The organism is Bradyrhizobium oligotrophicum S58, from assembly GCF_000344805.1.
In the GTDB taxonomy this organism is placed as follows: Bacteria; Pseudomonadota; Alphaproteobacteria; order Rhizobiales; family Xanthobacteraceae; genus Bradyrhizobium; species Bradyrhizobium oligotrophicum.
The window spans coordinates 5424022-5447446 of record NC_020453.1 but is presented as its reverse complement, the minus strand read 5'-3'; the positions used below and the strand labels follow the sequence as shown (position 1 = coordinate 5447446).

Here is a 23425-nt window from a genome sequence, read left to right as displayed (position 1 = left end):
ACTCGCAATGCTCCCGCAAAACGCTCCTCCGCGAGCTACGCCGCGCGCGGCGGATTGAGCCAGATGTCCGGCCGCCGCAACGGCCGGGTCTCGATCGGCTCGGCGACCAGCGGCGGCGCCTCGGTGCAATCGAACACCCAGGAGTCCATCGGGCTCTGTCGCGACGGCGAAAGAAGCAACGCGGCGCCCGGACGCTGCCGCTTGACGTTCCAGCCCATGTTCACCGCGGCCCAGCCGACCAGCATGGTGTGCCATTCGTCGGCGAGCTCGCGGGAATCGTCGAAGCAATGCAGAAGCTCGAGCGCGAACGGATCGGTGCGAAGCTGCGCGTCGGCAAAGGTGAGCCCGGTTCCGACATGGCGGATCACATGGGCTGTCGCATCGGACTGGACGTGCCAGCAGGAGCGTTCGAGAAGGTCGAAGACGGTGGACGGATAGAGACCGTCGTTGAAGCGGTAGCGCACGCCGGAGGTCCGTGCGCGTAACGGTGAAGCACTGAGGGGCGGTGCCCGCAACGGCGGCAGAGGCGGAGCACCGACCGCATCGGTCGGCAACGCGCCAAAGATGATATTGCGCCTGTTGAACTCCATGGCGAACGCCCCGCTTACTTTACAACTGCAGACAGTGAATCACGGGACGGATTCGCTGTCAGCCACCGTTGAGGCGATTTCGTGGCAAGTGTGGCATTCGGGAATCGGTTCGCCTGATCCGAAAGAAGTCCAAAAAGAAAAGGCCCCGGCGCGTGCCAGGGCCTTCGGATTATCAGATGGGATCGGACTTCCGTCCGGTCAAGATCAGCGCGAGTAGAACTCGACGATCAGATGCGGCTCCATCTGCACCGCGAACGGCACGTCCGACAGCGCCGGGATGCGGATGAACTTCGCGGTCATCTTGGAGTGATCGGCCTCGATGTAGTCGGGCACGTCACGCTCGGCGAGCTGGGTGGCTTCCAGCACCACGGCGAGCTGCTTCGAGGCTTCCTTGACCTCGATCACGTCGCCCGGCTTGACCTGGTAGCTCGAGATGTTGACCTTGCGGCCGTTCACCTTGATGTGGCCGTGGTTGATGAACTGGCGCGCGGCGAACATGGTCGAGACGAACTTGGCGCGGAACACGACGGTGTCGAGACGGCGCTCGAGAATGCCGATCAGGTTCTCGCCGGTGTCGCCCTTGATGCGGCCGGCCTCGACATAGATGCCGTGGAACTGGCGCTCGGAGATGTTGGCGTAATAGCCCTTCAGCTTCTGCTTGGCGCGCAGCTGCACGCCGAAGTCCGAGAGCTTGCCCTTGCGGCGCTGGCCGTGCTGGCCGGGGCCATATTCACGGCGGTTGACAGGGCTCTTCGGGCGGCCCCAGATATTCTGGCCCATGCGGCGATCGATCTTGTACTTCGCCTCACTGCGCTTAGTCATCGCGTCCTCTTCGATTAAGTTAGGGTTTGAGGAAACGCGCCCTCCTGTGTGTCCGGAAAATCCGGTCCACCGACAGGCCCGTCCCCAAAGCATGAAGGGACGAGGCCACGGGTCGCGAAACGCAACGCGGGCCGAAAGCGGCCCGCGAGCAGGGCGGTTTCTACGGGAGAAACCGCCGTTCTGTCAAACCGCTAGGACCACTTTTTGCGATCAAATCGTCCCTCCCGCTCAATTTCATGCTCGACGGCCGTCGTAAGTCGCAAACGGCACCGATTCCGTCCGCTCAGGCGCCGATCGCCCGGACCGGCTTGGGTTCGGAGGCCCGCGACGCCCTGATCTCGGCCGCGATCTCGCCATTCAGCACCTCTTCCAGGCGGGCAAAGGTCCGGGCGATGAGGGCGGCGTCCGTGACCCGGTGGTCCCAGCGGATCATGGCACCGATGGTGCCGTCGGGCTTGGCGACGTCGAAGCTCAGGATGTAGGGCCCGGGGCTGAGCGCATGCAGCTCGCCGCCGCCATAGGCCGAGACGCCGGTGACGGCGAAATTGCCGAACCAGTTGGCGCGCTGGCGGCCGAAGCTGAGCCCGACCCACCAGGCGAGCCGGCGTAGCGGCCAGGGCAGGCGGGTGGTCAGCAGCATCTTGCGGAATGCCGGCACCTGATCGGCTGGTGCTTCCTTACCCCAGCGGATGATGGCGTCGACCTCGGCCAATGTCAGCCGGTCGGGATCGCCGACCCGCTGCGGCAGCACGCAGGGCTCGCCATCCTCGACCCGGGCGGTCGCCACCATCGCGATGTTGCGCGGCAGCTCGTAGAAAGCGGGCCAGGGCCATTTGACGTAGAGCGTCCGCAGGGTCGGCTCGTCCCTGGCGACCAGTGCGAACGCCTTGACGAAGACCGCGGCGAAGCCCGGCGGGGAGGCGGCGGCGCCACGGGCCTCCAGCAGCGGCCGGATGTTGAGGGTCCGCGCCAGCGAGACGAACGGAACGTCGCAGGAGGCGCGCATCAGATCGATGATCAGGCGGCGCGGCAACGAGATTGTCCTGGTGGTTCCGCGCATCCTGAAACGTGTCGCTCCCCGTTGGTTCTGGTTGGCCTGGTCCGATCCCGGCGGCGGCTGCTGTTAACACCGCAGGCCGGGTTACGGAAGCGCCGGTCTATGGCGCCGGCGAGGCGAGCGGCTTGGTCTTGTCGACCACGTAGACGCCGAGCACCTTCAGGTTCTTGTCGCCATGGACCTTGGCGTCATGGACCACCCCGGCCGGGATCTGGAACGAATCCCCCGCCTTGAGGTGCCGGTCGGGCTGGCCTTCGATGATCAGCTCGGCCTCTCCCTCAAGGATGTACGAGGTCTCGACCCCGGGGTGGGTATGGCGGCCCGCCGCGCCGCCGGCCGTGATCTCGGCGATCGCCTCGACGATGGCATAGCCGTCGGGGAAATCGGTCTTCTGCAGCATGGTCCGCTTGATCGCCGGCTGCTGCGCCAGTGCGGCCCCGAGCCCGAGCACGGCCAGCGACAGGCCGAAAATCGTCTTCTTCATCATGGTCTTCTCCCCCTATGTTGTTTTTCGTTCGGAACGTGAAGCGACGCCGAATCAGCGCCTGATCCCCTCGAAGCTTGCGGCAATGCCGCGCTGGAACAAGGACCAGTCGAAGCCGAGCGCCAGCGCCAGATAACCGCGATCGATCATCGCGTTGGCCTGCTCGGCGCTGCGCGCCGCGCCGCCGATCGGCACGCCCGATTTGACAATGCCGGCCTCGGCGCGCGCGATCAGCGATTTCACTGCGGGATCATCGAGCTGGCCGCGCTTGTTGATCGAGGTGGCCAAGTCGCCGGGGCCGATCACGGCAATGTCGATGCCGGGCGTGGCCATGATCTCGTCGATGCGCTCGACCGCCTCGACATGCTCGATCGTCACCATGCAGATCATGTCGTCATCGGCGGTCGCCATGTACTCGGCCATCGAGACGTTCCAGTGGAACGGCGCATGGAACGGACCCCATAGGCGGTCGCCAACGGGCGGATAACGCACGCTGCGCACCGCCTTCTCGGCATCAGCGCGGCTCGAGATCATCGGGAAGTTGATGCCGAGCGCGCCGAGGTCCATCGGCGCCTTGGCCAGATGCGGCTCGTTGGCGGCGATCCGCACCAGCGGCACGCAGGGCGTGCCTGCCGTGGCCGTGATCATCGCATGCGCGGTCGAAAGGTCGATCGGCCCGTGCTCGAGGTCGACGATGATCCAGTCGAGCGACTGCGCCATGATCCGCACGGTCTGTATGCTCGGGATGGTGGCTATGGCGCCGAAAGTCGGCCGCTTGTCGCGCCAGGCTTGTTTGAGGCGATTGAGCGGTTTGGGCGTCGCAGACATGCTGGGCCTCCGTCAGGCCGGAACACGGCCGCCGAAATAGGGCGTGAGTGCGCGGCTGAGCTGATGCGGCTTGTTGGAGGTGAAGATCATCGTGGCGCCGCCGTCGTCGCCGGCATGGCCGGTCGAGGGACCCAACAGGTCGCCGACGCGACGCGCGATCGCGGGGGCCGGGTCGATCCAGGTCACCTTCCACGGCGCGAGGCGTTCGAGCCGGTCGAGCAGCAGCGGATAATGCGTGCAGGCCAGCACGACCGTGTCGGTGCGGCCGGCGGGGTCGGCGGCGTCGCCGGTGAAGCAGGGCGCGATCTCGGCGGCGATCGCGTCATCGCTGACGGTGGTTCCGCTGAGGGCGGCCTCGGCGAGCGAGGCCAGCTCGGGGGAGCCGACCAGGGTGACCTCGCAGCCTCCGGCGAAGTCGCGGATCAGGGCGTGGGTGTATTCGCGCTGCACCGTCGCCTTGGTGCCGAGCACGGAGACGCGCCTGGTCTGCGACTGCGCGCAGGCGGGCTTGATGGCCGGCACGGTGCCGACGAAGGGCGTGGCGTAGGCAGCGCGCAGCGGCGCCAGCACTTGCACCGAGGCGGTGTTGCAGGCGATCACGATCAGGCCCGGCCGGTGCGCCGCGATCAACTCGCCCATCAGCGGCACCACGCGCGCGATCAGCGCCGGCTCGCTGTGATGGCCGTAGGGAAAGAAGGCGTCGTCGGCGACATAGACGTAATGCGCATCGGGGCGGGCGCGCACGACCTCGCGCAGCACGGACAGGCCGCCGAGGCCGGAGTCGAACACGAGAATCGTCGGGCGATGGGTCACGTGGCGAGTGTACCGGAATGGGGAGGTGGGTTCAGTCGGTTTTTATGCTGGGTTTGGCGGGAATAGGGCGTCTGGATGTGTTCCGGCGGCGAAGGCGAAGGTTCAAAGATGCCTATGGAGACCACAGCGCCTGCCAAAATCTCAGTGTCATCCCGGCGAACGCCGGGATCCATAACCACCGGCAGAAATCGCCGCCAATGCTGTCCGCTCCATCGTGACTCACACGGCCGCCGCGGCGTCTGGGTCCCGGGTCGGCGCCGCGCCGACGCTTTCGCGTCGTCGCAGCTTGCCCGGGATGACAGCGGAGATGAAAGCGTCATTGCGAGCGCAGCGAAGCAATCCAGAGTCCCGCAAGGACTCTGGATTGCTTCGTCGCTTCGCTCCTCGCAATGACGGTCGATGGACATGCGCTTTCATCCTCGCACCCGCTTTCGCGTCCGAGTGTTGCTCGTCTCATCGCCCTCTCGAAGATGAGGGCGCGGGAAAGGCCGGGTGCCGGTCGCACCCATGGCCCGCCTGCGAAAAAAATGCAGGCGGCAGGAACCACAGGTACAAGCCGATCCTCCCGGCCTTCCCCGCGCGATGGCGTTACGGCTTATACGTGATCTCCCCGGGGACCGGCTGTCTTGCCCCCGTCGCCAGCGCGCTCGTCGAACTTGCAGCGCCAGCTTGGCATCAGCAACGGGATGCCAGAACCACACGATTTCGCCGTGCGCATCGGATCGTTCGTCGGCATGATCGCTCACGCTGCAACCCGACACGCCCACCGCATCCCGCACTCCACGCTCGTGACGATCGCGAAACGCCCCTCAAGTGAGGCGGGATGGACGCAACATAGCATGTGTTTCTGAAAAGCGGAAGAGAAGAAATTCGGATTTTCCTACGGCGCGATTCCGCAGGAGATGGGTCGCGGCGGCGAAATGCTACGCGGATCTTTCGATAATATTAGTGTTGACTAATGAATTAGTGAAGGCTATTGCTTTCGCATGATCCAGTCTGAACCCATCACGGCCGTCATGCGCGCGCTGGCCGACCCCACGCGGCGCGCGGTGTTCGAGCGCATCGTCGAGGCCGACGAGATCACCGTGGTCGAGTTGACCCGCGGCAGCACCGTGACGCAGGGCGCCATCTCGCAGCATTTGAAATCCTTGAAGCAGGCCGGTCTGGTCTGCGAGCGCCCAGAAGGGCGCAAGGTCTACTACCGCGCCGAGCCACGCGGCCTCGCGCCGTTGGCCGACTGGATGAGCCACTACGGCGTGTTCTGGCGCGACCGTTTTGCCGATCTGAGAAACTTGCTGAAGGACATCGATCCATGAACCAGACCGTGAAGCCGGATACGCAGGGCATCGTCGTGGAGGAGATTTTCCCCCATGCGCCGGAGGTCATCTGGAAAGCCCTGACCAATGGCGAGCTGATCGGCCGCTGGCTGATGGCACCCACGGGGTTCGAGGCCGTCGTCGGCAATCGTTTCACCTTCCAGACCACGCCGGCCGGCCGATGGGACGGCACCATTCACTGCGAGGTGCTGGAGGTCGCGCCGAACGAGCGGCTGTCCTACGCGTGGAAGGGCGGCCACGACAGCAACGTCGGCTACGGCGCGCCGTTGGAGACGGTGGTCACCTTCAGCCTGTCGAGGGCCGAGACGGGCACGCGCCTGCGCCTGGTGCATTCCGGCTTCGTGCTTCCGGCCAATGAGACCGCCTATCGCAAGATGAGCGAAGGCTGGAAGAAGGTCGTCGCCAATCTCGACCGGATCGCCGGCGAAGAGGCGTCGTCGAAACAGCTGCACTGATGCAACGGGAGAACGACATGACCCAGTCCTATGCCGGCGGCTGCGCCTGTGGCGCGGTTCGCTACCAGATCTCGGGCGAGCCAGCCGTGATGCTGGACTGCCAGTGCCGGCAATGCCAGCGCGACAGCGGCACCGGGCATCAATCGCACCTCACCTTCGTTGCGGCGGAGGTCAAGGTCGAAGGCGAGGTGTCGCATTGGCAGAGCACAGGCGACGGCGGCACCGTGAAGCAGCGCGCGTTCTGCCCGACCTGCGGCTCGCACGTCCACCTGACATTTCCCGCGATGCCCGATGTGTTCATTGTTCCGCCAGCGAGCCTCGACGACCCCAGCCGCTACAAGCCGCAGCTGGTGTCCTGGACGGCGGCGGGGCAGGCCTGGGATCACCTCGATCCGGCGCTGCCGAGATTCGACAAGATGCCGCCGCGGTGACGCCGGGCGGCCGGGATCGAGGCGCGCTCACCGATGGGGCCCGCCTGAATCGAAGTTGCGCGACAGTCGGGAATTAGGTGCACTGTCACCGTAGTTTCGTAATTTCGTAATTTCGAACTAGATTGCTAGCTTATCGAATGCGTCCCTGAGATGGACAAGACTCGCGTGCAACCGCTCCTTGTCACCAGTTTCGTGAAACACTTTGACTGAGTTCCTGCAACTCACTACCAGAGCCTCGGACTCGTCCAATAGGGCCAACATTTCGTCATCCGATTTGGTAAGCGCCTCTTTGAGATTACCGAAACGGATATTAAATCGCGCATGAGCCGCAATAGCCTCGGCCGCCAGAACTGCTGTTTCCGCTGATGCATCCTTGCTCCGCATCACGGAGATCATGATTTCCATAACGTCTAGATCATTTTCGGTGATATCGGCGTTTGACATCAAGACTCTCCAATCTGAATCGCATTCTCTCCGCAGGATCCGACGGCTCGCGTCCAGTCCAAGGCGAACCAATCCCTCTCTTCCCCATTTTGGCTGCGTCCGAGCTTGCAGCCACCATTCATTTTGACATCTCCCCTCTCATGAGTGATCGCGTAGGGTGGGCAAAGCGCCGCCGTCAGGCGGCGTGTGCCCGCCGTCGGGCGGCATGCGGGGCGGTGATGGTGGGCACGGCGCCATGACGAACTGGGTGTGAGGCGACGGCTCGGCTGCGCCTTTGCCCACCTTACGGACCTCAATCTCCCTGCAGGAGACGTTCGGTGTCGTACTCACTCTGAGGATGGTCGATGCAGCACGGCACGGGCTGATCGCGCAGTGCTTCAGTCCTCGTCGTGCTCGCCCTCGTCGGGCTCCTCCAGCTCCTCGCTCGCGTGGTCGATCACGTCGATGGCCTGCTGGACCTCGACGAGGCTCTTGACCGCAGTTTCGGTTTCGCCCTTCTTGTAACCGGCCGAAACGGCCTTGGCCAAATTCAGGCGCATTTCGACCAGCACGTTGCGCGCGGTCAGGTAGACGTCGAGGTCGTTGTCGGCCATGGTGCTCCTCATCAAGGCTGTGCGTTCGATTGGTAGCCGCGGCGTATGGCGGGCATGTGTCGGATCGGGCGTGCATCGGCTGATTGCGGTCGTGTCGCGGACCCCTGGGCGGCAGGGCGATCGCATTTGACGATCGCAGCTTTGCGCTCATATTTCTCCACGTCGTCATGGCCGGGCGTGTCCCGGCCATCCACGTCGTCCGGCGCGCTGAGAACGACGTGGATGCCCGGGACGGAGCCCGGGCATGACGATGAGGATACAGTTTCGCGACAAACTCAGATTTGTCATATGCGATAGCCGTGCCTGGGGCGGGGCGGCTTGCGTCGCGAGAGGGGGCACGGCGCCATGGATTACGGTGACAGTGCACTTAATTTGACACCCGTCGTCCGAACGCGCAGGATGGCGCATGGCCCGTCTTGCCCGTGTCGTCATTCCCGGTCTGCCGCACCACGTCACCCAGCGCGGCAACGGCCGCGCGCGAACCTTTTTCGGTGACGACGACTACGCGCTGTACCGCGACCTGCTCGCGACCCATTGCGAGGCGGCCGGCGTCGCGGTGTGGGCGTGGTGCCTGATGCCGAACCACGTGCATCTGATCCTGGTGCCGTCGGATGCTGACGGCTTGCGCCGGGCGCTGTCGCGGGTGCATCGCATCTATGCCGGCATCATCCAGGCGCGCCGCAAGCGCAGCGGACATTTTTGGCAGGGGCGGTTCGGCGCGGTGGCGATGGACGAGGCGCACCTCGCCGCCGCGCTGCGCTATGTCAGCCTCAACCCGGTGCGGGCGCGGCTGGTGGCGCGGCCCCAGGATTGGGCGTGGTCGAGCACACGCGCGCATCTGCGCGGGCGCGACGACGGCGTCACCGCGCGCGAGCCGGTCAAGACAATGTTCCCGGACATGGCCGGGCTCCTGAGAAACGCGCCGGAGGACGAGGAGGCGCTGCTCGCCCGCCTGCGCGCGGCCGAGAGCATCGGCCGTCCGATCGGCAGCGACCGCTTCCTCGCGCGGATCGAGAAGCTGACCGGCCGCGTGCTCAAGCCGGCCAAGCGCGGGCCGAAGCCAGCAGAGGAGGATTGAGCGAGGAGGCACGCTACAGCGAGGGGTACGCAGTTTTGTGCACTGTCACCGGAACCGGATATTGCATGATGATGGGGCGGCGCGGCATAGTGGGTCTTATTGCAGGCTGTCTATCATTGCTGCTGTCGGCTTGCGGTGGAAGCGACGCAAGCTTTCGCTATCGGCTGTCCTTCTCGGTCAGCGCCAATGGAGTCGCGAAGTCCGGCTCAAGCATCATCTCGGTACGCTATTGGAGAGGGGGAGCGTCTTGGGGGACTGGCGAGGCGACCTATACCGTCGTAAAGGGCGTCGCCCCGGTCATCGATCTTGGCCAATACGGCATGCTGGTCGCAGCGATGGCTTACGACGTCGACGTATGGACCAGCCGGAAGGCCTGCAAGCCGCCGCTTCCAGCGGAGTCGTTGCCCGGCAAATTCCGCCTCGAGCCGGCGGCGCTAGCTGGTCTCCGCGGGGGCAAGCTCGACCTGGGGGACGATTCCTACCCCGCCTTCATCTGGTTTCCGACCGGCCAGCCCTATGAGCAGGCGCAGCAGCTCTGCCCGGAGGAGTTCTCCAGCGTGATCGGCGCCAATATCGAACTACAGTCCGTGACGATCGAGGCCGCTCCGGATGCTCCGCTGCTGACACGGCTAGAAATCAAGGCACCTTGGCTCGACGAAATCAGAATCGACCAGAAGACGAACAGCGCGGTTTATTCCAAGAGCGGAATTTTCAAGCCCAACCGCACCAGAATGATTGAAACCGACGGCATTTAGCAATGACTGGCGCAGCCGAACTTCTGTTGCCGGGTCGCATGGTTATGTGCACTGGACTGCATCCCAAGCGCAGCGGACATTTCTGGCAGGGGCGGTTCGGCGCGGTGGCGATGGACGAGGCGCATCTCGCCGCCGCGCTGCGCTATGTCAGCCTCAACCCGGTGCGAGCGCGGATGGTGGCGCGGCCCCAGGATTGGGCGTGGTCGAGCACACGCGCGCATCTGCGCGGGCGCGACGACGGCGTGACCGCGCGCGAGCCGTGAAGAAGATGTTCCCGGACATGGCCGGGCTGCTGGGCCACGCGCCGGAGGACGAGGAGGCGCTGCTCGCCCGCCTGCGCGCGGCCGAGAGCATCGGCCGTCCGATCGGCAGCGACCGCTTCCTCGCGCGGATCGAGAAGATGACCGGACGCGTGCTCAAGCCGGCGAAACGCGGGCCGAAGCCGGCGGAGGAGGATTAAGCGGGAGGGACGTTGCGGGGGACCGGCATAGTTTCGTGCACTGTCACCGTAACTTGCGTCCTTTGCGTGCCGGGAGCCGTCGGGCTGATCACGATCCCGGGGGAACGCAGACCCAAACCGCCCGCCCGGACGTATCGGGTCATGGGCTGAGATCGGTCCGCCGCCAAGGAGAGCCGTGTGGAGCCAGAGCAAGCAAGATCGACCGTGTATTATGACGGCTCCTGTCCGCTGTGCCGGGCGGAAATCGGATATTACCGTCGCACCGACGAGGCCGGCGCGCTGTGCTTCGTCGACGTCTCGACCGCGGACGCCGCGGCGCCGGACGGCATGACCCAGCGAGAGGCCATGCAGCGGTTCCACGTCCGCGCGGGAGATGGGCGGGTGCTCTCGGGCGCCGCGGCCTTCGTCGAGGTCTGGCGGCGGTTGCCGAGATGGCGCTGGGCGGCACGCCTGGCGTCGCTGCCGGGCGTCCTGGCTGGGCTGGAACTGGGCTACCGGCTGTTTCTTCCCGTGCGGCCGTTCATTTCCCGCCGCGTCGCGCGCCTCCAGCAGCGCAGGGCGGTTTCCGACGGTGCCCCGCGCGGGTGACGTTTCGGCGGCCCGTGCGTTCAAGAATGCGCCGGCGCCTTGAACGGCTCGGACCGACATCCATATGCCATCCATAGAACATCCAATTGGATGGTAAAACGGATGCCAGCGATGCCCGACAATATCCTCCCCCTCCGCGCCAAAGCGCCCGACACCGAGAAGATCACGGTCAATCTCGGCTATGTCGATCTTGGTCAGGTCGACCTGATGGTGCAGGAGGGATTCTATTCCAACCGCACCGACTTCATCCGCACCGCGATCCGCAACCAGCTCGATCGCCATGCCGACGTGCTCAAGCAGTCCACGCTGCGCCACAGCCTGGACCTGGGCCTGCGCAACTTCAGCCGCGCTGATCTCGAAGCGGTGCAGCGCGCTGGCGAGATGCTGCAGATCAATGTCCTGGGGCTCGCCACCATCGCCGCCGATGTCACGCCTGAGCTCGCCCGCGCCACCATCGCCTCGGTCGCGGTGCTGGGCGCGCTCCATGCCACCCCCGCGGTCAAGGCCGCTCTCGCCGACAGAATGAGGTAGCGTCATGCTCGATCAGGATATCATGCGCGAAGCGACGCGCCTGACGCGGGCCGGCCAATTGGTCGAGGCCACGGCACTCCTGCAGCGCATGTTGCACGGTGTCGGCGCCCCAACTGCGGCAGAGGCCGGTCCCGCGAGGTCAACGCCGGCGCGGCTTTCACCCCTGACCATCGACGGCGAAGCCACGCGCGTCGGCGAGCGCGCGCGGTCCGCCGCCAGGGACGCGGCTGCGCAGGTGCACACTGTGCAACACACGACAGCGCAAGGCACTTCAAAGCAAGACATGCCCTCGCGGGGCGCGTCCGCTTTGGCGCGCAAGCGCTTCGTCCGTCGTGACGGATTTGGCGGTCTCCCGGGGGGCGGCTTGCGAGGTCCCGGCCTGCGCGCGCCGGCGGCGCATGAGATCGCGCCCGAGGGCGCGCGCTTTGTCCAAGGCGGCTTCAGCAATGCGGCCGGTCACCGGTCCTACAAGCTGCTGATCCCGAGCGGGACGCATGGACGCCAGCTGCCGCTCGTCGTCATGCTGCATGGCTGCACGCAATCCCCGGACGATTTCGCCGCGGGCACGCGAATGAATTTTGCAGGGGAGGAGCAGGGCTGCTTCGTCGTCTATCCCGAGCAGCCGAGCGGCGCCAATCAATCGAAATGCTGGAACTGGTTTCGCACCGGCGACCAGCAGCGCGACGGCGGCGAGCCATCCCTGATCGCAGGCATCACCCGCCAGGTGATGCAGGACCATGCGGTCGATCCCCGGCGGGTCTACGTTGCCGGCCTGTCGGCCGGAGGTGCCGCCGCCGCCATCATGGCCGCCACCTATCCCGATCTCTACGCGGCCGCCGGCATCCATTCGGGCCTCGCCTGCGGGGCCGCCCGCGATCTGCCCTCGGCGCTGATGGCCATGCGTCAGGGCGGCGCCGCGCCTGCGGCCGCGCGTGGCCCGGCCGTGCCGACCATCGTCTTCCATGGCGATCGCGACGCGACCGTGCATCCCATCAACAGCGACCGGATCGCCCAGTCCGCCGGCGCGCGCGGGACGGTGTCCGTGGTGCGCGGCCGCGAGCCCGGGGGCCACGCCTATACGCGGAAGATCCTGACCGATCGCGGGCAGGTGACGTCGGAGTACTGGACCATCCACGGCGCCGCTCACGCCTGGTCGGGAGGCAGTCCGGCCGGCTCCTACACCGATCCGAAAGGCCCGGACGCATCGCGCGAGATGCTGCGCTTCTTCCTCGCGCATGCGCGCGCGGACGGTTAGATGCGGGCGGAAGGTCATCCCGCTGACGCTGCACGCAATCGCGCGCGGTCACGCAAGCCATTTCACATCTCAAGCCGGTGGTGCGATGCGCCGATGTCTCGACTGGTTCTTCCGAAATCGCCAGACCGGCGAGATCACGATCGCGCAGATGCCGAACCCGGCGCTGTGGATCGTGCTCGTGGCAAGCGTCGTGAGCTGGATCTGGCATCCTCCCGCACGCGCCGGCTTCGATCTGGATTGCCTGGTCAAAGCCGGCCTCGTCGTATGGGCGTTCGACGAACTCCTGCGCGGCGTCAATCCCTGGCGTCGCTGCCTCGGCGCTGCCGTGATGATCTATGAGGTCGCGACGCTGATCTGATCGGCTTTGACGTCGCGCAGCCTGTCGATGAGCGTCTAACGAAGATCCTCCTGCGTCGGCCAGGCCGGCGCCTCCCAGATGGTGGCCCACTCACCATCAACGCAGCCGTCCTTCCGGACATCGATGCGGACCAGGACCGGCGCCCATGCGGCGGGCATGAGCCGGTAGATGTGGCGAGTCGTCGGGCTCGGACAAAGATCGGTACGACGTGTAATTTCGAATACCTTTGCCTCCTTGTTCCAGGTGACAGCACCAGGTTGGGAGGTTGCAACGAAGCCGCGATCCCAGTTGGCCATCGGGATCTGCAACAGTCGCGGCCGCCTCATCTCCCGGAGATCGAATATCTCATCCCATCCAACAATAGCGGAGCAAGGGACGATCGCGAACCGCCATCCGTCCACGGCCATGAAACGGACCGGTTGTTCCTTGAGACCGCTCCTGTACTCGCAACCGGGCTCGATCGCCCGCACCAGCTGCTTCGGCAACAGCTCCGGGTCGTGGATTTCAAACTCGCTTTGCCCCTTGAAGCTGATGCCGTCGAACTCACGGTTCTCGAGCTTCGTGATGTGCGAGGCTTCGTCTTCGCTCCGCGCCGGTGCGGCGATCGCTACGATCAGACAGAGCGCGGCCAGCAGCGGCCGGACGAGGGATCGGCGGTGTCGTGTCACGTGATGGTCTCGGCTTCGCTTGCTCGCGTTCGCCGGAGCCGATCCGTGAACGGCGTGACGATGTCACTGGCCGTATATAGGAGCCTCACCGCTGCGACGCCAGCTGCCTCAGCCGGGCATGCCGCGCCAGCGCATGCGCGATGAGGCGGTCCATCAGCGCGGGCTGGGGCAGGCCGGTGGCTTCCCACATTTTCGGATACATGCTGATGTTGGTGAAGCCGGGCAGCGTGTTGACCTCGTTCACGTAGACCTCGTCGCCGCGGACGAAGAAATCGACCCGTGCGAGACTCTCGCAGCAGAGCACGCCGAACACCTCGGTCGCGAGCTTGCGGATGCGCTCGGAAAGCGCCGGCTCGAGCTGCGCCGGGACGTGGAGCGAGGCGCCCGATGCGTCGGTGTACTTCGCCTCGTAGGAGTAGAAGCCATGGCTGTCGGCCGGCACGATCTCGCCGAGCTCGGAGGCCGCAACCTTGCCGTCGGCGTGCTCGAGCACGGCGCACTCGATCTCGCGCACCGGCGTGATGCAGCGCTCGATCAGGATCTTTCGGTCGAAGCGCAGCGCGAGGCGACAGGCGGCGTCGAACTCCGCTTCGTTGCGCGCCTTGGAGATGCCGACCGATGAGCCGAGATTGGCCGGCTTGACGAACAGCTCGGATGATCCGACGGCGTGAACCGCATCCTGATAGGTGACCGGCGCTGCTTCCGTCATCGTGACGAACGGCACGATCGGCAGGCCGGCATCGCGCAGCAGCCGCTTGGCGACGTCCTTGTCCATCGCCGCCGCCGATCCCAACACGCGGCCGCCGACATAGGCGACGTCGGCCAGCTCCAGCGCGCCCTGCACGGTGCCATCCTCGCCGTTCGGGCCATGCAGCACCGGGAAGACGACGTCGAAGACGAGGTCGCGCGTGCCGGCTGTGCCATCGCCGATGACCAGCGCGCGGCCCTGGCCGGCCGGCAGCAGCACGATCTGGGGGCCGTCGGCAGGCACGGTCAACGCCGTGGCGGTGCCGTCATTCGCAGCGTCGGCGAGCACCCAGCGGCCGTCGCTGGTGATGCCGATCAAGGTGATGGCGTAGCGGCTGGCGTCGAGCGAACGGAAGATGTTGGCGGCGGAGGCCCGGGACACGTCATGCTCCGCCGAGCGCCCGCCGAACAGGATCGCCACGCGCGTTGTCTTTTCTGTCATCATCGTCAGCCAGCCCCGGGTACTTGCGGTGTGTGACCTTACAGCCGGATCAGAGAGCGTGGCAATTGACGCGATCGTTGCGGAGGAATTCGGCCCTCGCTTTTTCGGTCATTGCGAGCCATTGGTCGCGCATCGCGACCAGATCAGCGAAGCAATCCAGACTTGCTCCCTGGCCCTGGATTGCGCCGCTTCGCTCGCAATGACCGAGGCGCAATCTGTAGGGTGGGCAAAGCGCCGCCGTCCGGCGGAGCGTGCCAACCGTCGTGCAGCGTATTCGGTCGTGAGATGGTGGGCACGGCGCCATTGCAAGGGGCGCGTGAGGAGACCGCACGGCTGCGCCTTTGCTCAGCCTACAGGCCGGCTACTCACCGTTCGAACACAGCGAAATCGTGCCGCCTTCATGCATGCAGCTGCGATACAGCGGCGGCGCGACGAAGCGGCCGGACCAGAGGCCGCGGGCGGCGCGGCGCGCGGTGAGCTGATCGGCGGCGTAGGCTCCGTGCGAATATTGCGGCTCCTCGATCGCAAGCCCGCGCGACACCATGAACCGGCCGAGATCGGTGACGCCGGCCGCACAGCGCGCGACGATGCGGCCATAGCGATCGCCGTCCACGGGCGTACAGCGGAGAATCTTGCCTCGCGTGAAGGCATCGAGCGTGTTGGCGGCGAGCGCGCCACAGCGATAGGGCTTGCGGTCGCGGCCGCGACAGAGTTGCGCGGTCTCGGGAGCGTCGATGCCCCACAGGCGGATGCGCGCGCCGTGAATGTCCAGCGTATCGCCATCGACGATGCTGCCGCGGCCGACGAGGTCGAGCGCGGCGGCGGGTTGCGCCGATGCAAGCAACAGAGCCATGCAGGCGAGGTGAGGAAGAGACAGTCGCAAGATCGGCACCCGTGCACGAGGGGATCGTCGTTTCGTCGCCGGACGAATCAGACGCTGCTCGTGACGTGTTATAGCGAAGCCGAGTTGCGCGATTGTGTGGCCGAGGTCCCGGCATCAGCGACCACGCCCGCTTGGCGTGAGTTGCCGTTGTCGCTCAGCTGAGGCTGGAGCCCTGCGTGCGGGCGACGCTCCACTTCGACAGCGAGTGTGCTCAGATGTTCGGCAAGCCGTGCGAACAGCTCGCGCTTGTCGCGATCGGTGGCGAGATCACGGATGAGGGCGCACTCGGCCGCGTCGGCCCGCAGCTTGTCCGGCTGGGTCATCAACTCTGACATGTTTACTTCCCTGCCGCGCCGGCAAATTTCGAAACCGCCGGAGCTCGACATTGTTCCGCGCTGTCTTAGAAAAATTCATCGATCGATGCGTCGTCCGACCGGAGTACCTCTGAGCCACGTTCGATGCCGACCTCGAGCGTGGTCCGTGCGCCTAGCGGTCATCGGGCCACCATATCGATGCCGGATGCGCGGCCGAGATCTTGGTCTCGCGCAAAGCCACCAGCGCGCTGCGCTTGTAGGGATGGCCGCGCAGCCGCGAGCAATCCTGGCAGCGCATGTAGCGCTCGAGCTCGTGGATCGGAGTCGTCTTGGGACGTCTGATGATGTCGAGCGCGACGGTCTGGTTGGTGTCGCAGCCGAGACAGCGCACTTCGAGATAGTAGTAGCCGGCGTTGAGCGCGTCGCCGAGCAGCGGCGAGGGCTGCGCCGGCCCCTTGTAGCCGAGCATGCGCCTATTCCACGCATCGCAGGCCAGACGATCGGCTTCCTTGCGGGCGCGCGCGGCCTGCTCCTGCGCGATGCGGATGCCGGCGCCATAAAGTCTCTCGCGTGATTTCGTCGTCATGACCAGCATGATCGACGCTGCGGCGCTCAGCGGCAAGCCGCTAGGTTTTGCGCCGTGCGAGCCGCCGAACTACAAGCCGGCTCACAACGGAGCGCTCGAATACCGTTGCGGTGTGCGGGAGGCTGGTCGAACTCCGGGCGGAGCGAGAGCGTCCCTGCAGGCAACACCTACAGTCTCAATGATCCGCAGCCACGATGGCGCAACCCTTGCGGCAGGTCGCAGGACGTGTCGTCCAGGAATCGCGACTGCACCGAAGCGCTGCACGATCGTCTCTCACGCCGGCGGCTTTCAGAGATGGTTCTCATGCCGGCGGTCTCTCTTGGAGACGCTCGCTCACCGTGGTGGTTTCATGCGCCGCTCTTTCCATGTCGCGGCAGGATGGAGTTCCACTTCCCGCAAAACGGCAGCTGAACGCAACTACGTCAGAAAAGTTCCAAAACTTTCGTCAGGATCGGCAGTTCCTTCAGCTTGTTCCGCTTCGCCTACGGCGATAGAGGTTTGGCTTCGGGGTCAATCGTGCGCGTGGGTCGGAGTTTTTCAGACTGGATCATTCGGGGCAGGCCGTGGTCGGCGACCACGCTTGTGCTCACGGTCGTTGCTGTCGCCATGTCGACCGCCGGCCGCATCGGGCTGGATTTCGCGGGCGCAACGCTGCCTTACGCGACCTTCTTCCCGGCGGTGGTCTTTGCCGCGCTGCTCGGCGGAGTTCCCCCGGCCATTTTTGCCGCCTGGCTGTCGGCCGCCGTCGTGCTGATCGGGTTCACCGATCGTCCCGGGCATGAGGAGGCCGTCAATCTCGTCGCGTTCCTGGGCACCTCGGCGCTGGCCATCTGGCTCGTGAACCTCTGCCGCAATGCGCTGCTGGCGCTGAAGCGCAGCGAGCATGCGCGCGAATTGCTGCTCGGCGAGCTCAGGCATCGCGTCAACAATCAGCTCGCCTTGTTTCAATCGATCGTCCGGTCGAGTCTGTCGGGCGAGGATCGCGACAAGGGCGAGGCGATCGCGCTGCGACTCGACGCGGTCGCGCGCGCCAATACTCTCGCCTGGTCGGATCAGCGCATCATGACCCTGCGCATGCTGCTCGAGGCCGAGCTGCAGCCCTATCGGTCATCGGGAGCGGTCACGGTGGACGGGCCCGACGTGCAGCTCGGGCCGGACGCCATCCGCAATCTCGCGCTGGTGTTTCATGAGCTCGCGACCAATGCCGTCAAATACGGCGCGCTGCGCGGCGACGGCGGCCGGCTCGAGGTGCAGGTCGCGCAAGATGGTGGCCGCCGCGTCGTGACCTGGCACGAGCTCAATCCGACCCCGGTGGCGCCGCCGCAAGGTGAGGGATTCGGCACGCGCATGATCCGTGCGAGCCTTGCGGCCATCGGCGGCAGTATCGAGCAGGATTATCGCGACGGCGGTCTCGTATGCCGCATCAGGTTCGAGGCCGATGCATGATCGCGTGCGGCGTTGGTCGGCAGCGTCATGGCGATGACGCCCGCTACCACGCAGGCAAGCCCCGCCCAGGCGGTGAGGGACAATTGCTCGCCCAGCAACAGCACACCGATGCTGTAGGACGCGCCCCAGAGCGCGGAAAGCAGCAGCAGAAGCGCGAGCTCGGTCGCGAGCGGGAATTTGTCGGTCATGGTGAAGCCCGGTGGCGGGAAGGGTGTCATCCCTCTAGCCCTGGATCCGCCCCTGACGTTTCGATCACGGGCGAACTGTGTGGGAGCAGCCAGGCTGGACCTCTGGCGCCGCAGCGCCCATGCGGTGCGAGAGTTCCACAGGCGCGTCGTAAGCATGGCTCCAATGTGAAACGGTCACATCATTGCGCCGTATTTGTTCAATGGACCGACGCGACATGATGCTGCTGGCCGCAGTGCTGCTGATTTCCACGATCATGACGTGGCTGGGCACGGAGTATGTGCTCAACTCCCTCGTGATCCCCTTGATCGATGACGACCAGCTGCCGGCGCCCGGCCGGTTCATGCCGTGAACGCCGCGACGTGCGGCTTGTTTGTCCGCGACGCGGAACGAGGGGCGGCTTGATCAAGGATGCGAAACGCTCCACCATCGGTCGGGAATGCGTGCGGTGACAGCGCGGCCGAGGGCGGGAGACATCGGATGAGATGCTATGAGCTGCAGGGCCCGGGCGGGATCGATGCGCTCGCGCTGGTCGACAAGCCCGTGCCGCAGCCCGGGCGCGGCGAGGTGCTGGTGCGGCTGACGGCGGCGAGCCTCAACTACCGTGACCTGCTGACCGTGAAGGGCGGCTACGGCTCGCGGCAGAAGTTTCCGCTGGTGCCGCTGTCGGACGGCGCGGGCGTGGTCGAGGCTGTCGGCGAGAGCGTGACGGCGTTGGCGCCGGGCGACCGCATCATCGGCAGCTTCTTCGAGAGCTGGATCGGCGGCGAGCCAAGCGAGGCCAGGATGCGCGCGGCGCTCGGCGGCGCGGTCGACGGCACACTCACGGAGTATCGGATCTTTCCTGCGCATGCGCTGGTGCGGACACCGGCGCATCTCACCGACATCGAGGCCGCGACCTTGCCGTGCGCCGGCGTCACCGCCTGGAGCGCGGTGGTCAAGCTCGGCGGCATCAGGCCGGGCCAGACCGTGCTCACGCAGGGCACCGGCGGCGTCTCGATCGCGGCGCTGCAGATCGCGAAGATGGCGGGCGCCCGGGTGATTGCGACCTCGTCGAGCGAGGCCAAGATCGAGCGGCTGAAGGCGATGGGAGCCGATGTCGTCATGAACTACAGGACGACGACGGACTGGGGCAGGAAGGCGCGCGAAATCACCGGGCAGGGTGTCGATCTCGTCGTCGAGGTCGGCGGCGTCGGCACGCTCAATGAGTCCATCCGCGCCACCAGGATCGGCGGCACCATCGCCTTCATCGGCGTGCTGGCCGGCGCGCCGGCATCAGAGCTGCGCCTGCCGCTGATGGTGATGCAGCAGCAGCGGCTGCAGGGTGTCACGGTCGGATCGGTCGAGGATCTGCAGGCTCTGGCGAATGCGCTGGCGCTGCATCAGGTCAAGCCGGTCGTCGATCGCGTGTTTCCGTTCACCGGGGCGCGCGAGGCGTTCCACTACATGTCGAGCGGCACGCATTTCGGCAAGGTGGCGATCGCGATCGGATAAAGCAGGTTAGGTAGAATGTAGGGTGGGCAAGGGCGCGGCCGTGCTGTCTCGCCGCGTGAGATCGTGGTGGCGCCGTGCCCACCATCTTGCGGCGAAGAATGCGGCCCGACGGTGGGCACGCTGCCGCCTTCGGCGGCTGCTTTGCCCACCCTACGTCTTCACGGGGTGATCAGTTCGCCGGCATGCTCTTTTCGGCGAGCTTCACCCAGTAGGATGCGCCGGCGCTGAGGATGTTGTCGTTGAAGCGGTAGGCCGGGTGGTGGCACTCGTTGCCGGGGCCCATGCCGAGGAACACGAAGGCGCCGGGCCGCGCTTCCAGCATGAATGCAAAATCCTCGCCGCCCATCAGGGGAATGGCGCGGTCGTTGACGCGCTCACCGCCGGCGATCTCGCGGGCGACGTCGGCGGCGAAAGCGGCCTGGGCGGGATGGTTCATCGTCACCGGATATTTGCGCTCGTAGATCGCCTCGGCCGAGCCGCCATAGGCGCGCGCCGTGGCCTCGACGACCTCGACGATGCGCTTCTCGACGAGGTCGCGGATCTCCGGATCGAGCGTGCGCACGGTGCCGAGCATCTCGACCGTTTCGGGGATCACGTTGAAGGTGGTGCCGCCATGGATCGCGCAGACCGAGATCACGGCCGACTTCAGCGGATCGACGTTGCGCGCGACGATCGACTGCAGCGCGTTGACGATCTGTGCGGCGATCAGGATGCTGTCGATCGCCTTGTGCGGGCCGGCGCCGCCATGGCCGCCCTTGCCCGTGACCTTGATGTGGATCGCATCGGCCGAGGCCAGCATCGCGCCCGGCGAGATTTCGAAATGGCCTTCGGGGACACCCGGCATGTTGTGCATGCCGTAGACCTCCTGGATGCCCCAGCGCGTCATCAGGCCGTCGTCGACCATCGCCTTGCCGCCGGCGCCGCCTTCCTCGGCAGGCTGGAAGATGACGATCACGGTGCCGTCGAAATTGCGGGTCTCGGCGAGATATTTCGCGGCACCCAGCAGCATCGCGGTGTGACCATCATGGCCGCAGGCATGCATCAGGCCCGGCGTCTTCGACGCGTAGGGCACGCCCGAGGTCTCCTCGATCGGCAGCGCGTCCATGTCGGCGCGCAGGCCGATGGTCTTGCCCGAGCCGGACTTGCGGCCGCGGATCACGCCGACCACGCCGGTGCGGCCGATCCCGGTCACCACCTCGTCGCAGCCGAATGCGCGCAGTCTGTCGGCGACGATGCCGGCGGTGCGATGCACTTCATAGAGCAGCTCGGGATGTTCGTGGAAGTCGTGGCGCCAGGCGGCCATTTCATCGGAGAGCGCGGCGATGCTGTTGAGGATGGGCATGAGAAGGGATCTGCTCGCTGTGGAGATTTGGGGCGCTGCTGCAGAGGCGGCCCGAAAGGCCGCGTGGCTGCCGCGCAATCCGGCAACTATGGCCCGGTCCAAAAAGCGAGGCAAGCTGCCGCCCGCCACTGGCCGGATCATGGCGCTATGCATGGATGCGTGGACGACGCCGGCAGATCGCGACGAGACGTTCCGGAATCCGGAACGCGGGTCTCAGGCGAAGCAGGGCGGGGTCGGCACGCGCGGATATTTGTGCTCGGGCGGCACTTCCAGACGGAAGGCCCGCAGCTTCGGCTCGTCCCACACCGCCAGTGGCGTCCCGCAGACGCCACAGTCGAACCGACCGGCAGCGCCCACGGCGGACGTCGACTCCGCGATCTCATAGGCTGCACGGCAATGCGGACATGTCATGCTGGATATCTTCATGCGTTCACGCTGACACACGTTTCGACCGAACGTCTTGAACCAGATCAATGCAGTCCACCAACCGAGATCATCGGCAACCGAGCTTCACGCGTCCTCGGCCTCCCACGGCGTCGGCGCCTTGGCGAAGGCGCGCCACGCTTCGCGCAACGGGCCCTCGACGCCGGCCATCGCGTGGGCGTGCCAGCCGCTGATCGCGGCGGCCGCGACCGCCGCGTCGGTCGAGGTGGTGCCGAGGCTGTCGATCACGCCGGCGGTGACGGCCATGTCGTTGTAGTGACCGAGCTGCTCCTGCAGGCCGGCGAGCGTCCTGGCATATTTCTTTGCCGGCTTGCTCGCGCCGTAGAGCGGCAGCAGGAAGTCGATGCTGTAGCGAAGTTTCTTCAACGCGAGCCGCAGCCGATGGCGCCGCTCGGCGGGGAGTTTCTTGAAGCGGCGTCCGCGCTTGAGCACCTTCTGATGCCGCTCCGACAGCACATCTCCGGCGAAATCGATCGCAGGCGCCGCGAGACGTCTGAGATCATCGGGGGAGACGTCGTTGCGCCAGCCGCGGGCCTCGATCCATTCGCCGAGGCCGAGCACGAAGCTGGCGCAGCGGCGGTCTGCGAGCGCGATGCGCAGCTTGCGATAGGCGAGATCACGCTGCCGTTCCGCGAGCGCGCGGAGCGCGTCGAAGCCTGTGACGGTGGTGCAGGCCTCCGCGATCTCGGGCAGCGTGTCGGTCAGGAACACGTCGAGGTCGCGCGCCGCCGAGAGGTTCTGCGCCAGCCAGCGTGCATCTGCCTCGAGGCCATCGAGCGTCGCCGAGGCGCCGAGCGGCTGCATCAAATGCAGCGCGGCGCGCAGGCGGCGCAGCGCCACGCGCAGCTGGTGCACGCCTTCCGGATCACGGCCGTCCTCGGCGGCCGGCATCGCCTGCAGCAGATGCTGCAGGCTGCCGCGCAGGACGATGGCGAAGCTCTCGTCCAGCGACACCGCCGGATCGAGGCGCGGCTTGCGCGGCTTCTCGGCGCCTGGTGCCGCGCCGGCTGCGAGATCGAAGCCGCGCGCCGACTTGCTGCGGATCGAAGGCTTGATGGGGCCGTGCTCGGCAAGGCGCAGCGCGATCTCATAGATGGCGGCCGGATTGCCGCTCTTGAGCTCCAGCTCGATCTCGCTCACGACCTCGCTGTGCTCGCCGGCCTTGACGACGCCGCTGTCGAACGCGATCTCGATCGTCGCGCCCGGCAGATCGAGCAGGCGCGCGTGACGATGCACATCGGTCGTGAACACCATCTCGAGCGTCGCATCCGCGAGCGTGGCGCGAAGTTCCTCCGGCAACAGCGCGGCCGCCAGCGCCGCATCCGGCGCCAGCGAGGCGACGCTCGCCTCCCATTCGCCGCGCTTGAGCGGATCGTCGGTGTGCTGCGATTTGATGGTCTGCACGAAGCGTGAGCCGCTCTGGCGCACACGCAAGGTGAAGCCGTTCTTCCACAGCGTGCGCTTCGGCGTGTCGTAGTAGACGGATGTCAGGTGCTTGCGCGAACCCTTGTTGCGCGCATGCGCCGCGACGATCGGTGCGTTGTTGAAGCCGGCGAGCTGATCGGGCGCGACGATGAGCTTCAGCTCGATCTCATGGCCGGTGCCGGCCGCCGGATCCGGCAAGGACGGTGCCGCGACGTCTGTGCCAGGCGCTGCCGCGTCACCCTGCGTGGCCGTCTGCTCCGGGAGTTGCTGCGCGAGGGTGTCGGCGGCGCCGGTTTGATCGCTGTTCGCGGACCGAGCTTTATCCAGCACGCCGACGCCACGGTCGCTGCCGCGGATCGCCGCCGTTGCGTCCGAATCGGGCATGTGTCGATTCTGTAACCGTTTAGTGACAGTCATGTCTCGTATAGCCCCGGCCTGCGGGAAGGGACAGTGGCATTTCTGGCAGTCGGCTGGTGGTGCTTGGCACGCCAGGACCTATGGGTCGCATTTTTTGTTGCTGCTTCAATGACAAGGGCAACCGTTGGGGCTGACGCTCGCTCACGAAGATA

The 23425-nt window shown here is 66.1% G+C and carries 31 protein-coding genes; 14 read left to right on the top strand and 17 right to left on the bottom strand.

From position 1 onward, the window contains the following. Nucleotides 1-35: 35 nt before the first annotated feature. The 6 genes from S58_RS23595 to murI form a co-directional block, all read right to left on the bottom strand. Nucleotides 36-464: a hypothetical protein gene (locus tag S58_RS23595; RefSeq protein ID WP_244440631.1), complete on the bottom strand. Its 429-nt coding sequence runs from the start codon at nucleotides 462-464 to the stop codon at nucleotides 36-38. Between the two features lie 330 nt (nucleotides 465-794). Beyond that, nucleotides 795-1412 carry a 30S ribosomal protein S4 gene (rpsD, locus tag S58_RS23590; protein WP_015667887.1) on the bottom strand — a complete coding sequence of 206 codons (618 nt, stop codon included), beginning with the start codon at nucleotides 1410-1412 and terminating at the stop codon, nucleotides 795-797. 283 nt (nucleotides 1413-1695) lie between these two features. Next, nucleotides 1696-2472, bottom strand: a complete 777-nt coding sequence (locus tag S58_RS23585; protein WP_042340171.1) for a hypothetical protein — start codon at nucleotides 2470-2472, stop codon at nucleotides 1696-1698. 97 nt (nucleotides 2473-2569) lie between these two features. Next, a complete protein-coding gene (locus S58_RS23580; RefSeq protein ID WP_015667885.1) occupies nucleotides 2570-2956 on the bottom strand; it encodes a cupin domain-containing protein in 387 nt (128 codons plus the stop codon). 51 nt (nucleotides 2957-3007) lie between these two features. Further along, nucleotides 3008-3781 carry an HpcH/HpaI aldolase family protein gene (locus S58_RS23575; RefSeq protein WP_015667884.1) on the bottom strand — a complete coding sequence of 258 codons (774 nt, stop codon included), beginning with the start codon at nucleotides 3779-3781 and terminating at the stop codon, nucleotides 3008-3010. Between the two features lie 12 nt (nucleotides 3782-3793). Then, complete coding sequence (gene murI, locus S58_RS23570; protein ID WP_042340170.1) at nucleotides 3794-4594, bottom strand: glutamate racemase; 801 nt, start codon at nucleotides 4592-4594, stop codon at nucleotides 3794-3796. A 986-nt stretch (nucleotides 4595-5580) separates the two neighbouring features. On the opposite strand from murI, the gene S58_RS23565 reads away from it, so the two are divergent. The 3 genes from S58_RS23565 to S58_RS23555 are packed head-to-tail and all read left to right on the top strand — an operon-like array spanning nucleotide 5581 to nucleotide 6817. Continuing rightward, nucleotides 5581-5910, top strand: coding sequence for an ArsR/SmtB family transcription factor (locus tag S58_RS23565; RefSeq protein WP_015667882.1), 330 nt, complete (start codon nucleotides 5581-5583; stop codon nucleotides 5908-5910). Beyond that, entirely contained in the window at nucleotides 5907-6386 is a 480-nt protein-coding gene (locus tag S58_RS23560) for an SRPBCC family protein (RefSeq protein ID WP_015667881.1), read from the top strand. Before S58_RS23565 ends, S58_RS23560 begins: the two co-directional genes overlap by 4 nt. A 17-nt stretch (nucleotides 6387-6403) precedes the next feature. After that, entirely contained in the window at nucleotides 6404-6817 is a 414-nt protein-coding gene (locus S58_RS23555) for a GFA family protein (RefSeq protein WP_042340886.1), read from the top strand. A gap of 117 nt (nucleotides 6818-6934) precedes the next feature. Here the strand turns inward: S58_RS23555 and S58_RS23550 are convergent, their stop codons facing one another. Beyond that, nucleotides 6935-7261: a hypothetical protein gene (locus S58_RS23550; RefSeq protein WP_015667879.1), complete on the bottom strand. Its 327-nt coding sequence runs from the start codon at nucleotides 7259-7261 to the stop codon at nucleotides 6935-6937. A 377-nt stretch (nucleotides 7262-7638) separates the two neighbouring features. Further along, nucleotides 7639-7854 (bottom strand): hypothetical protein, encoded by a 216-nt coding sequence (locus tag S58_RS23545; protein ID WP_015667878.1) that lies wholly within the window; start codon nucleotides 7852-7854, stop codon nucleotides 7639-7641. A gap of 406 nt (nucleotides 7855-8260) precedes the next feature. On the opposite strand from S58_RS23545, the gene S58_RS23540 reads away from it, so the two are divergent. The 8 genes from S58_RS23540 to S58_RS23510 all read left to right on the top strand — a co-directional run bounded on the left by S58_RS23540 (nucleotide 8261) and on the right by S58_RS23510 (nucleotide 12879). Then, a complete protein-coding gene (locus S58_RS23540) occupies nucleotides 8261-8932 on the top strand; it encodes a transposase (RefSeq protein ID WP_015667877.1) in 672 nt (223 codons plus the stop codon). Then, on the top strand, nucleotides 8929-9687 hold the full coding sequence (locus tag S58_RS23535) for a hypothetical protein (protein WP_015667876.1): 759 nt from the start codon (nucleotides 8929-8931) through the stop codon (nucleotides 9685-9687). Before S58_RS23540 ends, S58_RS23535 begins: the two co-directional genes overlap by 4 nt. A gap of 38 nt (nucleotides 9688-9725) precedes the next feature. Next, nucleotides 9726-9950, top strand: coding sequence for a hypothetical protein (locus S58_RS39110; protein WP_244440630.1), 225 nt, complete (start codon nucleotides 9726-9728; stop codon nucleotides 9948-9950). Beyond that, a complete protein-coding gene (locus tag S58_RS39105; RefSeq protein ID WP_244440629.1) occupies nucleotides 9947-10147 on the top strand; it encodes a hypothetical protein in 201 nt (66 codons plus the stop codon). The genes S58_RS39110 and S58_RS39105 overlap by 4 nt, the downstream gene beginning before the upstream one ends. Before the next feature lie 204 nt (nucleotides 10148-10351). Continuing rightward, nucleotides 10352-10735 (top strand): thiol-disulfide oxidoreductase DCC family protein, encoded by a 384-nt coding sequence (locus tag S58_RS23525; protein WP_015667873.1) that lies wholly within the window; start codon nucleotides 10352-10354, stop codon nucleotides 10733-10735. Nucleotides 10736-10846: 111 nt separating this feature from the next. Further along, on the top strand, nucleotides 10847-11266 hold the full coding sequence (locus S58_RS23520; RefSeq protein WP_015667872.1) for a hypothetical protein: 420 nt from the start codon (nucleotides 10847-10849) through the stop codon (nucleotides 11264-11266). A gap of 4 nt (nucleotides 11267-11270) precedes the next feature. Next, entirely contained in the window at nucleotides 11271-12521 is a 1251-nt protein-coding gene (locus tag S58_RS23515; protein WP_015667871.1) for an extracellular catalytic domain type 1 short-chain-length polyhydroxyalkanoate depolymerase, read from the top strand. A gap of 85 nt (nucleotides 12522-12606) precedes the next feature. Next, entirely contained in the window at nucleotides 12607-12879 is a 273-nt protein-coding gene (locus S58_RS23510; protein ID WP_015667870.1) for a hypothetical protein, read from the top strand. A 35-nt stretch (nucleotides 12880-12914) separates the two neighbouring features. On the opposite strand, the gene S58_RS23505 is transcribed toward S58_RS23510, so the two are convergent. From S58_RS23505 to S58_RS23485, 5 genes are all read right to left on the bottom strand, one after another. Beyond that, nucleotides 12915-13547, bottom strand: coding sequence for a hypothetical protein (locus tag S58_RS23505; protein ID WP_015667869.1), 633 nt, complete (start codon nucleotides 13545-13547; stop codon nucleotides 12915-12917). Nucleotides 13548-13632: 85 nt separating this feature from the next. Next, nucleotides 13633-14736 (bottom strand): D-alanine--D-alanine ligase family protein, encoded by a 1104-nt coding sequence (locus S58_RS23500; protein ID WP_042340168.1) that lies wholly within the window; start codon nucleotides 14734-14736, stop codon nucleotides 13633-13635. Nucleotides 14737-15097: 361 nt separating this feature from the next. After that, nucleotides 15098-15589 carry a thermonuclease family protein gene (locus S58_RS23495; protein ID WP_015667867.1) on the bottom strand — a complete coding sequence of 164 codons (492 nt, stop codon included), beginning with the start codon at nucleotides 15587-15589 and terminating at the stop codon, nucleotides 15098-15100. Between the two features lie 98 nt (nucleotides 15590-15687). After that, entirely contained in the window at nucleotides 15688-15954 is a 267-nt protein-coding gene (locus S58_RS23490; RefSeq protein WP_015667866.1) for a hypothetical protein, read from the bottom strand. A 151-nt stretch (nucleotides 15955-16105) separates the two neighbouring features. Next, complete coding sequence (locus S58_RS23485; protein WP_042340885.1) at nucleotides 16106-16519, bottom strand: hypothetical protein; 414 nt, start codon at nucleotides 16517-16519, stop codon at nucleotides 16106-16108. A gap of 606 nt (nucleotides 16520-17125) precedes the next feature. Here S58_RS23485 and S58_RS23480 point away from each other — a divergent pair. Continuing rightward, the gene (locus tag S58_RS23480) at nucleotides 17126-17965 is read left to right on the top strand and encodes an HWE histidine kinase domain-containing protein (RefSeq protein WP_244440628.1); all 840 of its coding nucleotides are present in this window, start codon (nucleotides 17126-17128) and stop codon (nucleotides 17963-17965) included. Here the strand turns inward: S58_RS23480 and S58_RS38840 are convergent. Further along, entirely contained in the window at nucleotides 17914-18183 is a 270-nt protein-coding gene (locus S58_RS38840) for a hypothetical protein (RefSeq protein WP_015667863.1), read from the bottom strand. The genes S58_RS23480 and S58_RS38840 overlap by 52 nt on opposite strands. Nucleotides 18184-18368: 185 nt before the next feature. Between S58_RS38840 and S58_RS39375 the strand changes: the two genes are divergently transcribed. Both S58_RS39375 and S58_RS23470 read left to right on the top strand, forming a co-directional pair. Further along, nucleotides 18369-18503 (top strand): hypothetical protein, encoded by a 135-nt coding sequence (locus S58_RS39375; protein ID WP_015667862.1) that lies wholly within the window; start codon nucleotides 18369-18371, stop codon nucleotides 18501-18503. Nucleotides 18504-18631: 128 nt separating this feature from the next. After that, on the top strand, nucleotides 18632-19645 hold the full coding sequence (locus S58_RS23470; protein ID WP_015667861.1) for a zinc-dependent alcohol dehydrogenase family protein: 1014 nt from the start codon (nucleotides 18632-18634) through the stop codon (nucleotides 19643-19645). Nucleotides 19646-19814: 169 nt separating this feature from the next. Here S58_RS23470 and S58_RS23465 read toward each other — a convergent pair whose 3' ends face one another. The 3 genes from S58_RS23465 to S58_RS23455 all read right to left on the bottom strand — a co-directional run bounded on the left by S58_RS23465 (nucleotide 19815) and on the right by S58_RS23455 (nucleotide 23240). After that, the gene (locus S58_RS23465) at nucleotides 19815-20987 is read right to left on the bottom strand and encodes a M20 aminoacylase family protein (RefSeq protein ID WP_015667860.1); all 1173 of its coding nucleotides are present in this window, start codon (nucleotides 20985-20987) and stop codon (nucleotides 19815-19817) included. A gap of 213 nt (nucleotides 20988-21200) precedes the next feature. Further along, complete coding sequence (locus tag S58_RS23460; protein WP_042340883.1) at nucleotides 21201-21413, bottom strand: MJ0042-type zinc finger domain-containing protein; 213 nt, start codon at nucleotides 21411-21413, stop codon at nucleotides 21201-21203. A gap of 84 nt (nucleotides 21414-21497) precedes the next feature. Then, nucleotides 21498-23240 carry a CYTH and CHAD domain-containing protein gene (locus tag S58_RS23455; RefSeq protein WP_015667858.1) on the bottom strand — a complete coding sequence of 581 codons (1743 nt, stop codon included), beginning with the start codon at nucleotides 23238-23240 and terminating at the stop codon, nucleotides 21498-21500. Nucleotides 23241-23425: the final 185 nt, after the last annotated feature.